Genomic DNA, 15,361 nt, shown 5'->3' with positions numbered 1-15,361 from the left:
TGACTGATGGACCGCTATCGCAGGCAAGCCAGCTCCCACATTTTGATCGCGTGTAGTCAGAGGGTGGGTGTTGAGCGGGCGACAATCGCTTCTACATCAACCCCACGCGGCAAGGTGCCATACACCCGGCCGGACGACTCGCCCAACCGGCTGGCAATAAACCCGTCACTCACCGCCGCATTGCCCGCCTCCAGCAACAGCTTGGCCTGCAGCGCCAGCGCGATGTCCTCGGTCAGTTGCCGCGCACGGTACTGAATATCCTGGGTATCCATAAACGCCGCCTTCAACTGCTCGATATGCCGCGCCAGTTGCCGGTCGCCATGCCCATCGCCCAGCTCGACAAACAACGCCTCCAGCACGCCCGGCTCTTTCGACAGCGCGCGCAGCACGTCCAGGCACTGCACGTTGCCGGAACCTTCCCACGTCGAATTCACCGGTGCCTCACGGTACAGGCGGGGCAGGATGCTGTCCTCGACATAACCGGCGCCGCCCATGCACTCGGCGGCTTCGTTGATCATCGCCGGCGCGCGTTTGCAGATCCAATACTTGCCCACTGCCGTCACCAACCGGGCGAACTTGGCTTCCTGTTCACTCTCCAGATGATCCAGCGCGCGGCCCATGCGCATGCTCAACGCCAGCGCTGCTTCGCTTTCCAGGGCCAGGTCGGCCAGCACGTTTTGCATCAGCGGTTGCTCACTGAGCACACGCCCTCCGACCGAACGATGGGCACAATGATGGCTGGCCTGGGTCAACGCCTGGCGCATCAGGGCACTGGAGCCGACCATGCAGTCGAAACGGGTCATGGCGACCATCTCGATAATGGTCGGCACGCCACGGCCTTCTTCACCGATCATCCAGGCCAGGGCGCCGCGAAACTCCACTTCGCTGGAAGCGTTGGAGCAGTTGCCGAGTTTGTTTTTCAGGCGCTGGATGTAGAACTCGTTGCGCGTGTCATCCGGGCGGTGCCTTGGCAGCAGGAAACAGGTAAGGCCTTTTTCGGTCTGGGCCAGGGTCAGGAACGCATCGCACATCGGTGCCGAGCAGAACCACTTGTGGCCCACCAGCTCATAGGCTTGCCCCGGGCCGCCTGCGCCCACCGGGTAAGCGCGGGTAGTGTTGGCACGCACGTCGGTGCCGCCCTGTTTCTCGGTCATGGCCATGCCGATGGTGGCGCCGGCCTTGTGGGCGATGCCGACGTTGCGTGGGTCATATTCGGTATTCAGGATTTTCGGCAGCCAGACATCCGCCAGGTCCGGCTGCAAGCGCAGCGCCGGCACGCAAGCAAAAGTCATGGTCAGCGGGCAACCCGTGCCGGCTTCGGCCTGGCTGTGCAGGTAGGTCATGGCGGCGCGGGCCACGTGGGCGCCGGGCTGCGGGTGGGCCCATGGCAGGGATGGCAGCCCGTGTTCGACGGCGGTGCGCATCAGTTCGTGGTAGGCCGGATGAAACTCAACCAGGTCGATGCGGTGCCCGTAACGGTCGTGGCTGCTGAACACCGGCTTGTTCTCATTCGCCAGGAACCCGGCCGCCATCAACGGGCCACCGGCCAGCGCGCCGTAAGCATCCATGCGCCCCTGCGCCCAGCCAGCGCCGAAACGGCGTGACCAGTCTTGCAGGGGCAGGTCGATGCGGTACAGGTTGGTGCCATCCAGGGACGGCGGCTGGTTGGTGACGTCGTGGGTTTCGGCAAACTGATGCAGGTTCATGACGGGCCTCCTGGAAAAAGGCCACGTGCGGTGAGGCCTGGATTTCAGTTAAGCACCGTCAACCGGCTTAAAAAAGTGGCATACGCGCCGAATGTTCGGCGCTTTCACCCTCGACTGCATGCAACAATCGGCGCTCCAGCACTGCCTGCAATGCTTCGAAACGTACCGGTTTGGCCAGACGATCGGTCACGCCCACACCGTGGCAGCGCTCTCGGTCAGGCGCCTGCAAGGAAGTGCTCAGGGCGATCACCGGCAATTCACCGCAGCCGGGCAATGCACGGATCTGGCAGCACAATGAAAAACCGCCTTCAGGCACGTCCAGCAGCACGGCATCAAAGGCTTCAGCCTGCAAGGCCGCCAAGGCTGCCGGGCCGTTGTCCACGGTTTTGACCCGGTAGCCGAGCTTGAGCAGCATGCCGCGCACCGCCAACTGGCCCACACTGTTGTCGTCCACCAGCAGCACCGCGCATTCCTGCGGCGAGCGTTGTTTGTCGGGCGCTTGTTTGGGTTCTGAGGGCGCGATGTTCACGCTCGCTTCCAACTGGAAGCGGCTGCCTTTACGCAGCTCGGAATGGTGGGTCAGGCGCCCGCCGAGCAATTCGATCAACTGCCGGCAAATCGCCAGGCCGATGCCCAGGCCGCCGTATTCACGGGTCATCGAGCCATCGACCTGGAAGAAGCGTTGGTACAGCGTGGCCTCGTCAAGGAAGGCGAAGCCAATACCGGTATCCGTCACGATAAAGCTCAGACGCAGCGAGCCGTCGCTGTGGGGCACACCGACCACGCGCAGGCGCACCGCACCGGTATGGGTGAATTTGAACGCATTGTCGAGCAGGCAATCCAGGCATTGGCTGAGTTTGCCGGCGTCACCGATCAACCGGTCCGGAAGTTCGTCCGCCACGTCGATGGAAAATGCCAGGCGCTTGCTCTGGGCGCTGGTGCTGAATTGCTGGCGCAGCGCATCAAGGGTGCCGCGCAGACTGAACACTTCGGGCTGCGCGCTGAGGCGCCCGGCTTGCAATTCGGTGAGGGTCAGGATGCCGTTGACCATGCGCATCATGTCCCGCGCCGAGCCGGCGGCCGTTTGCTGATACTGCGCCAGGTCGTCGTCCAGCGGCACGGTCTGCATCAACTCGAGGGAGCCGATCACGCCATTCATCGGCGTGCGCAGTTCGTGGGTCAGGGTGGCGAGGAACTCGTCCTTGAGCCGGTTGCTGCGGGCCAATTGCTGGTTGAGCACCTCGAGCTTCTGGCTGGCGTCGAACAGAATCTGTGCCTGCTGCTCGCGCATGCCGTTGATGCGGTCGGCCAGGGCCAGGGACAACAGCGCCACTTCAATGGCCGAGCCAAGCTGGCTGGCGTACATGGTGAGGAACATATTGGGCAGGTAACCCAGCACCATCATCGTATTGACCACCCCGCCGAGCAGGAACGCGGACCAGGCGATGATGAAATAGCGCGCCATGCGCTGCCCGCAATACCAGGCTTTGATGGCGGCGACGAAGATGGTCACGGTAAACACCAGCGCCAAACCAGTGGCCAGGCGCAACGCCACGGCGTAGCTGGTCAGCAGCGCCAACACCATCACCAGCGCACCGCAGGCTGCCAACCCCAGCAGGATCCGGTCCAGCCAGCGGCTGTGTTGCGCGGTGTGCAGGAAGCTGCGCGCAAACAGGCTGCCAAACAGCGCCGCCGAGCCGATCAGGAAAGGCACCGCCGCATTCGCCCACCAGGGGTTGTTCGGCCAGAAGTGCTCAACCGCCACACCGTTGACCGACAGCTGATACAACCCGAACGAAGCGATATAGAGGATGTAATAGAGGTAGCTGGTGTCGCGCACGCTCAGGTAAATGAACAGGTTGTAGATCAGCATCCCCAGCAGCACGCCATAGATCGCGCCCAATACGTAGAGGCGCAGCGGCTGTTCTTCGAGATACGCGGTACCGGCCCAGAGGGTCAGCGGAGCCTGGATCGAGCCTTCGCTCTGCAGGCGCAGGTACACGGTTTCCTGCTGGTCGGGCACGAAGTTGAGCTTGAACAGGTAGTTGCTCTGGCGCACTTCGCGGCTGGAGAACGGCAAGGTGCTGCCGGTGCGGGTGGTCAGGCGATAGTTGCCGGCGTTGTCGCGCTGGTAGAGGTCCAGGCGGTTCAGCGGCGGGTAGGCCAGCTCCAGGAACCAGGTGCGTGGCGCGCGCGGGTCTTTGGCGACGTAATGCAGGTCGACCTTGAGCCAGAACACCGAGCGTGAATAACCGGCGTTAAGGGTGGCTTTGTCGTGGGTCTTGAACTGGCCCGCATAGGCCGGGGAGCTGACGTCGCCGATGGTCAGGGCGTCGGTGGGGTCTTCGAGCACCTGCATGACACGGCCCAACGGCAGGCTTCGAGTGCTCTGATCAAACTCGATGGCGCTGGCGAGCATCGGCAGCCCGCACAATATTAAGATCAGCAAATAGCGCATAGAGCCCCAGCGTGGCCTGTCCGGTTATGCCAAAAGCCCCCCATTCCTTTTGAGATGACGTATACCGGCGATACAGTAAGTTGTTTGGATCCACTCTAGCATAGCCGGTACAGGCCATTGGACACCATTGAAATAAATTTCCCAAAGGCTCTAGCACGGCACTTTCAACGCTTTTTTACGCAACAATCTGCACAGGCAAAACCTGCCAAACCGGCCACTTGCGCGCACAAAATTCCCCTCGAGCCAGGCAGCCACGCCAAAAGCGTTTGGTGGTAAGCTCGCGCACCATGAATATCTACAGCTCTCGCCCCGTTGTCCTCTGTCTCTCCGGCCACGACCCCAGTGGTGGCGCCGGCTTGCAGGCAGATATCGAAGCCCTGCTCGCCCAAGGCTGTCATGCGGCCCCGGCCGTCACCGCCCTGACCGTGCAGAACACCGTCAATGTCAGCGATTTCCGCGTGCTCGACCGTGAGTGGGTGCTGGCCCAGGCCAATGCGGTGCTCGGTGATTCCGAAGTCGCGGCGGTCAAGCTGGGCATGCTCGGCTCCACCGCAATGGTCGACACCGTGGTCGAACTGCTGCAGGCGCACCCGCACCTGCCGGTGGTGTGCGACCCGGTACTGCGTGCCGGCGGCGGTGGCAGCCTGGGCAAGGATGAAGTCGGCTACGCCATGCGCGAGCGGCTGCTGCCGTTGTCGCTGATTGCCACGCCCAACTTGCCGGAAGCACGCATCCTCGCTGAGTTACCGCAAGGTACGGCGGACGAATGCGCCGAAAAGCTATTGCCGTTTATCAAACACCTGTTGATCACCGGCGGCCATGGCGACGAGCATGAAGTGCACAACCGCCTCTATAGCCGCGACGGCACGCAGCAGACCTTCACCTGCCAGCGCTTGCCGGGCAGCTATCATGGTTCGGGCTGCACGCTGGCCAGTGCGCTGGCTGGCCGCATCGCTCAAGGCGAAGGGTTGGTGAGCGCCGTGCAAACGGCACTCAACTACACGTGGCGCACCCTGCGTGACGCCGAACAGCTAGGCCAGGGCCAGTTCGTGCCGCGCCGTTTGCCGCTGGATTTCTGCTCGTAACCGTTTGCCTTTAGTCACTGTCTGCCTTCAACAGCAAGGGGCTTGCCCGATGAAACTACGTGGCCTTTACGCCATCACCGACAGCCAACTGTTGGCCGGCAAATTTCTCGCCTACGTCGAAGCGGCGCTGGATGGCGGCGTGACCCTGCTGCAATACCGCGACAAAAGCAGCGACGAGGCCCGCCGCCTGCGCGAAGCCGAAAAGCTGCGCGAGCTGTGCTCGCGCTACAAGACTCAGTTGATCATCAATGATGACGCCGAACTGGCCGCACGCCTGGGCGTCGGCGTGCACCTGGGCCAGACCGATGGCCCACTGACCCCGGCCCGTGCGCTGCTCGGTTCCAAGGCCATCATCGGCGCCACCTGCCACAGCCAGATCGAACTGGCCGAGCAGGCCGCCAAAGAAGGCGCCAGCTACGTCGCCTTCGGCCGCTTCTTCAATTCCAATACCAAGCCCGGCGCACCCGCCGCCACCGTCGACATGCTGGCTGAAGCCCGCACACGGTTGCAGTTGCCCCTCTGCGTGATCGGCGGCGTGACCCTGGAAAACGCTGAACCGCTGGTGGCCCACGGCGCCGACCTGCTCGCTGTGGTGCACGGCCTGTTCGGTGCCGATAGCACCCAGGAAGTCACCCGCCGCGCCCGCGCGTTCAACGCCCTACTCAAGATTTGATTTAAGAGAGCCCCACCATGTCCCGTTCCGAAACACTGTTTGCCAATGCCCAGAAACACATCCCCGGCGGTGTGAACTCCCCCGTGCGTGCATTCAAGAGCGTGGGCGGCACGCCGCTGTTCTTCAAGCATGCCGAAGGCGCCTACGTCACCGATGAAGATGACAAACGTTATGTGGACTACGTAGGTTCCTGGGGCCCGATGATCCTCGGCCACAGCCACCCGGACGTGCTGGACGCCGTGCGCCAGCAATTGCAGCACGGCTTGTCCTATGGCGCACCGACCGCCATGGAAACCGAGATGGCCGACCTGGTCTGCTCGATCGTGCCATCGATGGAAATGGTGCGCATGGTCAGCTCCGGCACCGAAGCCACCATGAGTGCGATCCGCCTGGCCCGTGGCTTCACTGGCCGCGACAGCATCATCAAATTCGAAGGCTGCTATCACGGCCACTCCGACAGCCTGCTGGTGAAAGCCGGTTCCGGTGCGTTGACCCAAGGCGTGCCAAGCTCGGCCGGTGTGCCGGCAGCCTTTGCCAAACACACCCTGACCCTGCCATTCAACGACATCGCTGCCGTCGAGCAGATGCTCAATGAAGTGGGCCAGGAGGTGGCATGCATCATCGTCGAACCGGTAGCGGGCAACATGAACTGCGTGCCACCGGCACCGGGCTTTCTTGAAGGCCTGCGCGAGCAGTGCGACAAGCACGGCGTAGTGCTGATTTTCGACGAAGTGATGACCGGTTTCCGCGTCGCCCTCGGCGGCGCCCAGGCGCACTACGGCGTCACACCGGACCTGAGCACGTTCGGCAAGATCATCGGCGGCGGCATGCCGGTGGGCTGCTTTGGCGGCAAGCGTGAAATCATGCAGCACATCGCGCCGCTGGGCCCGGTGTACCAGGCAGGTACCTTGTCGGGTAACCCGTTGGCCATGGCCGCCGGCCTGACCACCCTGCGCCTGATCAGCCGCCCGGGCTTTCACGCCGAGCTGACTGACTACACCACCCGCCTGCTCGACGGCCTGCAACAACGTGCCGATGCTGCGGGCATTCCGTTTGTCACCACTCAAGCGGGCGGCATGTTCGGCCTGTACTTCAGCGGCGCCGACGATATCGTTACCTTTGATGACGTGATGAGCAGCGATGCCGATCTGTTCAAGCGCTTCTTCCACCTGATGCTGGAAGGCGGCGTGTACCTGGCACCCAGCGCGTTCGAAGCCGGTTTTACCTCGATCGCCCATGGCGAAGCCGAGCTGAAACTGACCCTGGATGCTGCCGAGCGCGCCTTCGCGGCCCTGAAATAAGGGGCACTGATTCTGACGCCGCCCTTGGCGGCGTCAGAATTTGCTACTTTGCTTACAGATATTTCCTGCATTTTTCGAGAAATCACCTGCAATCCGGCAGATAACTTGCCCATGCAGCAGAAAAACGAGTAAAGACTTTGTAAGCAGGGGCCTGCTTATTTCATAATGCGCGCTTATTGGACTCCCCGAGGGTCCGCGTGCCCCGTCAGAGGTAAGTCGATTCCCATGAAACGCACCGGCCGCACCCTGGTTCTGGGCTGCCTGTTGCTCCTTCAGCCGCTGCTGGCACATGCACAAGCAGGCGGCAACTCGTTGTTAATCCCAGCGATGGGTCGTTGCACCCTCAATACCCAGCCAGACAGCCAGGCCGAAGCCCTGAGCGCGTGCCAGAAACAGGCCGACGGCGGGGATGCGCAGGCGCAATACGAGTTGGGTGAGTACTTCCACGACAGCAAAAACCCCGCCCGCGACCTCAACCAAGCCTTGAGCTATTTCGAGAAAGCCTCGTTGCAGGGCCACGCCCAGGCACAATTCCAGCTGGGCAACATGTTCTTCAAAGGCGAAGGCGTGCCGGCCAACAACGTGCAGGCGTACATCGTGCTGAAAATGGCGGCGGTGAATGGTGCTGAAGACGCGCTGGATACGGCTGACGAAGTGGCCGAGCACATGCAGCGTGATGAGCTGGAAGTGGCGACCCAAGTGCTGGGGCAGATTTTCCGCAATTATTTGCAGGAATTGCAGAGTGCCGATGGGCGTTCGCCCTTCTCTCCCCTGCCCTGATCCCGCGGGACCTGTAGTGAGCGGGCTTGCCCCGCGCTGGGTGGCGAAGCCGCCCCAATCGGACCGCTGCGGTGTTTCAGGTAAATTTAAGCGGCTGGTTTGGGGTGGCTTCGCCACCCAGCGCGGGGCAAGCCCGCTCACCACAAAAGCCCTCTTACCACAGGCTCTTGAGCCCTACTTCTCAGGCATCGGCATCGGAAACGGCATCACATTGCTGGTGCCACGCGCCTCGCTGATTTTCGGCGTGCCCAAGCGCTCCACTTCGTCGATGCGCACGATCGAATGCATCGGCACAAAACTGCGCACCACGCCTTCGAACTGAGCCTTGAGTTTTTCCTCGCCCGGGTCCACGACCAGTTGGGTGCGCTCGCCAAAGACGAACTCTTCCACTTCCAGGAAGCCCCACAGATCACTTTGATAGATCTGCTTGGCGTACATTTCGAACACCTGGCCCTGGTTGAGGAAAATCACCTTGTAGATTGGAGCTTCACGTTTGGTCATGGTGGGCGGATAACACATCGGGGATATAAAAGAGGGCGCGAACTATAGCATGGCACCCGATGCACAACGCTAGGAACCAATGGGCATGCCCCCTATAATGCGCGGTTCTTTACCACCAGTTGACGATTCCCATGGCCAAGAAGCTTTATATCGAAACCCACGGTTGCCAAATGAACGAGTACGACAGCTCGCGCATGGTCGACTTGCTGGGCGAACACCAGGCCCTGGAAGTCACCGCCCGCGCCGAAGATGCCGACGTGATCCTGCTCAATACCTGCTCGATCCGCGAACGGGCCCAGGACCGTGTGTACTCCCAGCTGGGCCGCTGGCGTGAATTGAAACTGGCCAACCCGGACATGGTGATCGCCGTCGGCGGGTGCGTGGCCAGCCAGGAAGGCGCCGCCATCCGCGACCGCGCCCCCTATGTCGACGTGGTTTTCGGCCCGCAAACCCTGCACCGTCTGCCGGAAATGATTGACGCCGCGCGCATCACCAAGCTGCCGCAGGTTGACGTCTCGTTCCCGGAAATCGAAAAATTCGACCACTTGCCAGAGCCCCGCATCGACGGGCCAAGTGCTTATGTGTCGGTGATGGAAGGCTGCAGCAAGTACTGCACCTTCTGCGTGGTGCCTTACACCCGGGGCGAAGAGGTCAGCCGGCCGTTTGATGACGTGCTGGCGGAAATCATCCACTTGGCCGAAAACGGCGTGCGCGAAGTCACCCTGCTGGGCCAGAACGTCAACGGCTATCGCGGCCAGACCGAAGACGGCCGGTTGGCTGACCTGGCGGAGCTGATCCGTGTGGTCGCCGCCGTGGATGGCATCGAACGCATTCGCTACACCACCTCGCACCCGCTGGAGTTCTCCGACAGCCTGATCCAGGCCCACGCCGACGTGCCGGAGCTGGTCAAGCACCTGCACTTGCCGGTGCAGTCGGGCTCTGACCGCATTCTCTCGGCGATGAAGCGCAACCACACGGCCCTGGAATACAAATCCAAGCTGCGCAAGCTGCGTGCGGCGGTGCCGGGCATTTGCATCAGTTCGGACTTTATTGTCGGTTTCCCCGGGGAGACCGAGAAAGATTTCGAACAAACGATGAAGCTGATCGAGGACGTTGGTTTCGACTTCTCGTACTCCTTCGTTTATAGCCAACGCCCGGGCACCCCGGCTGCCGACCTGCTGGATGAAACGCCGGAAGCGCTGAAAAAAGAACGTTTGAACGCGCTGCAACATCGCTTGAATCAGCAAGGGTTCGAAATCAGCCGACAAATGGTCGGTTCGATTCAGCGCATTCTGGTCACCGATTATTCGAAAAAAGACCCGGGCGAGCTGCAAGGCCGTACCGAGAACAACCGAATCGTCAATTTCCGCTGCGATAATCCAACGTTGATCGGTCAGTTTGCCGATGTGCACATCGATGCGGCCCAGCCGCACTCACTGCGCGGCTCGCTGGTTAACTGATCAGGTTGACTTGATGAAGATCAAAATGTGGGAGCGGGCTTGCTCGCGAAGGCGGCGATTCAGTCGATGTATGTATTGGCTGACCCAACGCCTTCGCGAGCAAGCCCGCTCCCACATTTAGACCGCGCAACATTCCGATGACGTAAGTGCTTTCGTACCCGCGCCACTGGCGTTATCCTCTCTTTCACCTCAACAGCCAAAGGGCGGCTAAAAGCGACCTTGAACGCACCCATCGCAGAACCCCATCGTTTTATCCTCGAGCCGTTTGAGGCTCGCCGTTTCGCCAACCTGTGCGGACAGTTCGACGAGCACCTGCGCCTGATCGAACAACGCCTGGGCATCGAGATCCGCAACCGCGGCAATCAGTTCGAGCTCATCGGTGAAACCCAGCCCACAAAATCGGCAGAAAACCTGCTGCGCCGTCTCTACCGCGAAACCAAGGGCAGTGAGCTGTCGCCGGAAACCGTGCACCTGTATTTGCAGGAATCGGCGGTGGAAGACCTGGCCAACAACCCTGTGGCCGAAGCCAGCGTGGCCCTGCGTACCAAAAAAGGCATGATTCGCCCAAAGGGCTTGAATCAGCAGAAGTACGTCAAGGCAATCCTCGGTAACGACATCAATTTCGGCATCGGCCCCGCCGGTACCGGCAAAACCTACCTGGCTGTCGCCTGTGCAGTGGATGCCCTGGAGCGCGAGCAAGTGCGCCGCATCCTGCTGGTGCGCCCGGCGGTCGAAGCGGGCGAAAAGCTCGGCTTCCTGCCTGGCGACCTCGCCCAGAAGATCGACCCGTACCTGCGTCCGCTCTACGACGCGCTTTACGAGATGCTTGGCTTTGAGTACGTGGCCAAGCTGATCGAGCGCCAGGTGATCGAGATCGCCCCGCTGGCCTACATGCGCGGCCGCACCTTGAGCAACAGTTTCATCATCCTCGACGAAAGCCAGAACACCACGGTCGAGCAGATGAAGATGTTCCTGACCCGCATCGGGTTTGGCTCCACGGCCATTATCACCGGCGACATTACCCAGGTTGACCTGCCCAAGGGCACCAAGTCGGGCTTGAGCCATGTGATTGAAGTGCTCAAGGACGTGCCGGGTATCAGCTTCACGCACTTCTCGCCCAAGGACGTGGTGCGCCACCCGTTGGTGCAGCGCATTGTCGAAGCCTACGAGCGCTTCGAACACCGTGACGATGGTTTGTCCAAGGACGCCCGCCACAATGCTTGAGCTAGACCTGCAGCTGGCCACCGAAGCGCCCGCCCCTACTGAAGAACAGTTCCGTCAATGGTGCGCTCTGGCCCTGCGCCAGCGCACCGCCGACTCGGAGCTGACCATTCGCCTGGTCGACGAGCCCGAAGGCCGTGAACTGAATCACACCTGGCGCCAAAAGGACTACGCGACCAACGTGCTGTCCTTCCCCGCCGACGTACCGGATGAGTTACTGGATATCCCGCTGCTGGGCGATCTGGTGATCTGCGTCGCGGTGGTGGAGCGCGAAGCAAAGGAACAAGGCAAGGAACTTGAGGCCCATTGGGCCCATCTAGTCATCCACGGCTGCTTGCATCTCTTGGGTTACGACCATATAGACGATGACGAAGCCGAGGAAATGGAAACTCTGGAACAAACGTTGCTTGCTGAATTGGGTCACCCTGACCCTTATGCAGATGACGAAAACTGATCAACACTCAACTGAAACAACAAAGGATTTAGAGTAATCGCTATGAGCGAAGACCGATCGAGCAACGGGCAGAAGTCATGGCTGGGTAAACTGACCCAGGCTTTTGCCCACGAGCCGAAAAACCGCCAGGAGCTGCTGGAGCTGCTGCGCGAGGCCCATCAGAACAAGTTGCTGGACAGCGAAGCGCTGGCCATCGTCGAAGGCGCCATCCAGGTGGCTGACCTGCAAGTGCGGGACATCATGGTCCCGCGCTCGCAGATGATCAGCATCAAGGCGACCCAGACCCCTCGGGAATTCCTCCCGGCCGTGATCGACTCGGCGCACTCGCGCTACCCGGTGATCGGTGAAAGCCATGACGACGTCATGGGTGTCCTGTTGGCCAAGGACCTGTTGCCGCTGATCCTCAAAGAGAACGGCGACAACTTCAACATCAAGGATTTGCTGCGCCCGGCCACCTTCGTGCCTGAATCCAAGCGCCTGAATGTGCTGCTGCGCGAATTCCGCGCCAACCACAATCACATGGCCATTGTGATCGACGAATACGGCGGCGTAGCCGGTCTTGTCACCATCGAAGACGTGCTGGAACAGATCGTCGGCGACATCGAAGACGAGCATGACGTTGAAGAAGACAGCTACATCAAACCACTGCCGAGCGGTGACTTTTTGGTGAAAGCACTGACGCCGATCGAGAATTTCAACGAGTTCTTCGACAGCGAATTCTCCGACGATGAGTTCGACACCGTCGGCGGTTTGGTGATGAGTGCATTTGGCCATCTGCCGAAACGCAACGAAACCACCGAAATTGGCGCGTATCGCTTCCGCATTCTGAATGCCGATAGTCGCCGGATTCATCTGATTCGCCTGACACCTATTGCCCGTTAAGGACTGAAATGCGCCGTTTGATCGCACCCGGCTGGCCCGGTAACTTGCTGGCCGTGGTGGCCGGCGCCATCACCACCCTGGCGCTGGCGCCGTTCGATCTGTGGCCGTTTGCGCTGGTGGCCGTCGGGTTGTTCTATGTCGGGCTGCGGGAGCTGACGCCACGCCAGGCCCTGGGCCGTGGCTGGTGCTTCGGTTTCGGCCTGTTTGGCGCCGGCACCAGTTGGATCTACTACAGCATCCACCACTTCGGCGGCGCTTCGGTGCTGCTGGCGGGTTTCCTGATGCTGCTGTTTACGGCTGCGATTGCCCTATTCTTCGCCCTGCCCGCCTGGCTATGGGCGCGCTGGCTGCGGCGCAATGAAGCGCCGCTGGCCGATGCGCTGACCTTCGCGGCATTGTGGGTGGGCCAGGAAGCGTTTCGCGGGTGGTTCCTCACCGGCTTCCCGTGGCTATATTCCGGTTACAGCCAGCTCGACGGCCCGCTGACCGGCCTCGCGCCATTGGGCGGGATGTGGCTGATTTCCTTTGCCCTGGCGCTGACGGCTGCGGTGCTGTGCAACCTGCCGCGCCTGTTGGCGAGCAAGCGAAATGGCTTCATCGGTGCGGGTCTGGTGCTGCTGGTTGCGCCGTGGGCGATTGGCCTGGCGCTCAAGCATCACGCCTGGACCTCCCCGTCCGGCCCGCCACTGAGTGTGGCGGCGGTGCAGGGCAACGTCGAACAAAGCATGAAGTGGGACCCGGAACAGCTCAACGCACAGTTGGCGCTGTACCGCGACATGAGCTTCAGCTCCAAGCGTGTCGACCTGCTGGTGTGGCCGGAAACCGCCGTGCCGGTGCTCAAGGAGTCCGTCGAGGGCTATCTGGGCATGATGGGCAAGTTCGCCGCTGACCGGCACACCGCGCTGATCACCGGCGTACCGATCCGCCAGGACGTGCACCACCAGAAGCGTTACTTCAACGGCATCACCGTGGTGGGCGAAGGAGAAGGCACTTACCTCAAGCAAAAGCTGGTGCCGTTCGGCGAGTACGTACCGTTGCAGGACATGTTGCGCGGACTGATTGCCTTCTTCGATCTGCCTATGTCCGACTTCGCTCGCGGCCCCGCCGACCAGGCGATGCTGCAGGCCAAGGGCTACCAGATTGCGCCGTTCATTTGCTATGAAGTGGTGTACCCGGAGTTCGCTGCCGGCCTGTCGGCCCGGAGCGATTTGCTGCTGACCATCAGCAACGACACCTGGTTCGGCCGCTCGATCGGCCCGCTGCAGCACCTGCAGATGGCGCAGATGCGCGCGCTGGAAGCCGGCCGCTGGATGATCCGCGCCACCAACAATGGCGTGACCGGGTTGATCAACCCGTTCGGGCAGATTACCGAGCAGATTCCGCAGTTCGAACGCGGGATTCTGTATGGCGAAGTGGTGCCAATGCACAACCTGACGCCGTACCTGCAATGGCGCTCGTGGCCGCTGATCATTGTGTGCCTGGGGTTGTTCGGCTGGGCGTTGCTGGCGGGGCGGATGGCCAAAACCGTCTAACCGCCAACCACAAACCCCATGTGGGAGCGGGCTTGCTCGCGAATGCGGGGTGTCATTCTCCAGAGATGTTGACTGACCCACCGTATTCGCGAGCAAGCCCGCTCCCACATTTTGATTTGTGGTGTTATCGATAAAACAACCGGTAACCCACCTGCCCCACCGCCTCGTTGATCAACTGCCCACTGCGCCACACCGACACAAACTCCGGCATCCAGCCGCCCAATGGCCGTGCATTGTCCACACCCAAAAAACCCACCGGCCCTGGCACCACGGTAAAACCGACCTTCTCAAAACTCCACACCGCACGCGGCATATGCCAGGCCTGGGTCACCACCACCACGCGCTTGATACCTTGAGGCAACAGAATATCGGCGCTCATCTGTGCGTTTTCCCAGGTGGTACGGCTGCGTTCTTCCTTCCAGCGCACGCTCACGCCGAAGTCATCGAGCATCGACACCGCCATCAATTCGGCCTCGCTGGGCGGCGTGCCGTAGTGCAAGCCGCCGCTGGTCAGCACCGGCAACCCGGAGGCCTTGGCCAGCCGCGCGGCATAACGCTCGCGCTCCAGCCCGACACCTGTGGGCTGATCCGTGCCCCACGCCGGGTCACCGCGCTCACGCCCGGAGCCCAGCACCACAATCGCATCGGCCCGCTGCGCCAAAGTGGCCCACTCTTCACGGGTTAACGGCGGTTCGGTTTCCAATGCATGCGCGCCCCATTGAACCACTACCGGCAGGCTGATCAGCCACATACCGCCCAGCCCCACGGCAAAGCAAAGCCCGGCCAGGCGCGGGCGGCTTCGACGAAACCACCAGGCAAGCGCAAGCAGCAGCAAGAAAATGCCGGGCGGCAAGAGCAATTGTTTAATGAAATAACGAAAAGGCATCGGGCATCTCCAAAGATGCCCGAAGCCTAGAGGCAACGCGGTCTAGCGACAATCTTTACCAGCACCTTTTGAGAAGGCCAACGGATAATGCTGTGCTTCACTTGCACCGTACGGCCCGAAATTTTTCGGGACCGCGGCGCGCAGACACGTCCTTCAGCCAGATTACCTTGGCCGATCGCAAGGGCTCCTGGGTCGGCGGGGAAGCCTGCCCATGAGAGGCGCGGTGGTCATTCAACTCCAGGTAGCACTTGATCAATTCAAGCTCCGCCTGGCTCAAGCCTCGCAACTCCAGCTCCAGAGGCCGTTCATCACGCAATCGGCCTGCGGTTCTTGCTGCATCCAATGCACGACCCAAACGGTCGATCAGTCCTTCGTACAACTGCGGTTTCGTTAAAGTTCGCTGCGATTCAACCATCCCCTCA

The 15,361-nt window shown here is 61.3% G+C and carries 14 protein-coding genes; 9 read left to right on the top strand and 5 right to left on the bottom strand.

What is annotated here, in order from left to right; genetic code table 11:
- Positions 1 to 56: 56 nt before the first annotated feature.
- Both AB4P94_RS10280 and AB4P94_RS10275 read right to left on the bottom strand, forming a co-directional pair.
- On the bottom strand, positions 57 to 1,706 hold the full coding sequence (locus AB4P94_RS10280) for an acyl-CoA dehydrogenase family protein (protein ID WP_395610423.1): 1,650 nt from the start codon (positions 1,704 to 1,706) through the stop codon (positions 57 to 59).
- A 67-nt stretch (positions 1,707 to 1,773) separates the two neighbouring features.
- Positions 1,774 to 4,164 (bottom strand): 7TM diverse intracellular signaling domain-containing protein, encoded by a 2,391-nt coding sequence (locus AB4P94_RS10275; protein ID WP_395610422.1) that lies wholly within the window; start codon positions 4,162 to 4,164, stop codon positions 1,774 to 1,776.
- A 287-nt stretch (positions 4,165 to 4,451) separates the two neighbouring features.
- On the opposite strand from AB4P94_RS10275, the gene AB4P94_RS10270 reads away from it, so the two are divergent.
- From AB4P94_RS10270 to AB4P94_RS10255, 4 genes are all read left to right on the top strand, one after another.
- The gene (locus AB4P94_RS10270; RefSeq protein WP_395610421.1) at positions 4,452 to 5,249 is read left to right on the top strand and encodes a hydroxymethylpyrimidine/phosphomethylpyrimidine kinase; all 798 of its coding nucleotides are present in this window, start codon (positions 4,452 to 4,454) and stop codon (positions 5,247 to 5,249) included.
- A gap of 49 nt (positions 5,250 to 5,298) precedes the next feature.
- Entirely contained in the window at positions 5,299 to 5,922 is a 624-nt protein-coding gene (gene thiE / locus AB4P94_RS10265; protein ID WP_395610420.1) for a thiamine phosphate synthase, read from the top strand.
- A gap of 17 nt (positions 5,923 to 5,939) precedes the next feature.
- A complete protein-coding gene (gene hemL, locus AB4P94_RS10260) occupies positions 5,940 to 7,223 on the top strand; it encodes a glutamate-1-semialdehyde 2,1-aminomutase (RefSeq protein WP_395610419.1) in 1,284 nt (427 codons plus the stop codon).
- Between the two features lie 225 nt (positions 7,224 to 7,448).
- The gene (locus AB4P94_RS10255; protein ID WP_395610418.1) at positions 7,449 to 8,003 is read left to right on the top strand and encodes a tetratricopeptide repeat protein; all 555 of its coding nucleotides are present in this window, start codon (positions 7,449 to 7,451) and stop codon (positions 8,001 to 8,003) included.
- Positions 8,004 to 8,177: 174 nt separating this feature from the next.
- Here AB4P94_RS10255 and AB4P94_RS10250 read toward each other — a convergent pair whose 3' ends face one another.
- On the bottom strand, positions 8,178 to 8,504 hold the full coding sequence (locus AB4P94_RS10250) for a DUF1820 family protein (protein WP_003194436.1): 327 nt from the start codon (positions 8,502 to 8,504) through the stop codon (positions 8,178 to 8,180).
- A 131-nt stretch (positions 8,505 to 8,635) separates the two neighbouring features.
- Here AB4P94_RS10250 and miaB point away from each other — a divergent pair, with 131 nt between their 5' ends.
- The 5 genes from miaB (at position 8,636) to lnt (ending at position 14,053) form a co-directional block, all read left to right on the top strand.
- Positions 8,636 to 9,964, top strand: coding sequence for a tRNA (N6-isopentenyl adenosine(37)-C2)-methylthiotransferase MiaB (gene miaB / locus AB4P94_RS10245; RefSeq protein ID WP_395610417.1), 1,329 nt, complete (start codon positions 8,636 to 8,638; stop codon positions 9,962 to 9,964).
- Between the two features lie 219 nt (positions 9,965 to 10,183).
- Positions 10,184 to 11,188 (top strand): PhoH family protein, encoded by a 1,005-nt coding sequence (locus tag AB4P94_RS10240; RefSeq protein WP_395610416.1) that lies wholly within the window; start codon positions 10,184 to 10,186, stop codon positions 11,186 to 11,188.
- Positions 11,181 to 11,639, top strand: a complete 459-nt coding sequence (gene ybeY, locus AB4P94_RS10235; protein ID WP_078739265.1) for an rRNA maturation RNase YbeY — start codon at positions 11,181 to 11,183, stop codon at positions 11,637 to 11,639. Before AB4P94_RS10240 ends, ybeY begins: the two co-directional genes overlap by 8 nt.
- A gap of 42 nt (positions 11,640 to 11,681) precedes the next feature.
- Entirely contained in the window at positions 11,682 to 12,521 is an 840-nt protein-coding gene (locus tag AB4P94_RS10230) for an HlyC/CorC family transporter (RefSeq protein ID WP_015373027.1), read from the top strand.
- 8 nt (positions 12,522 to 12,529) lie between these two features.
- The gene (lnt, locus tag AB4P94_RS10225) at positions 12,530 to 14,053 is read left to right on the top strand and encodes an apolipoprotein N-acyltransferase (protein ID WP_395610415.1); all 1,524 of its coding nucleotides are present in this window, start codon (positions 12,530 to 12,532) and stop codon (positions 14,051 to 14,053) included.
- Positions 14,054 to 14,177: 124 nt separating this feature from the next.
- On the opposite strand, the gene AB4P94_RS10220 is transcribed toward lnt, so the two are convergent.
- Complete coding sequence (locus tag AB4P94_RS10220) at positions 14,178 to 14,939, bottom strand: YdcF family protein (protein ID WP_395610414.1); 762 nt, start codon at positions 14,937 to 14,939, stop codon at positions 14,178 to 14,180.
- 97 nt (positions 14,940 to 15,036) lie between these two features.
- Complete coding sequence (locus AB4P94_RS10215) at positions 15,037 to 15,354, bottom strand: hypothetical protein (RefSeq protein WP_395610413.1); 318 nt, start codon at positions 15,352 to 15,354, stop codon at positions 15,037 to 15,039.
- Positions 15,355 to 15,361: the final 7 nt, after the last annotated feature.

The sequence above is a fragment of the Pseudomonas sp. B22129 genome (assembly GCF_044218875.1).
GTDB lineage: Bacteria > Pseudomonadota > Gammaproteobacteria > Pseudomonadales > Pseudomonadaceae > Aquipseudomonas.
This window is presented reverse-complemented; position numbering and strand designations above follow the sequence as displayed.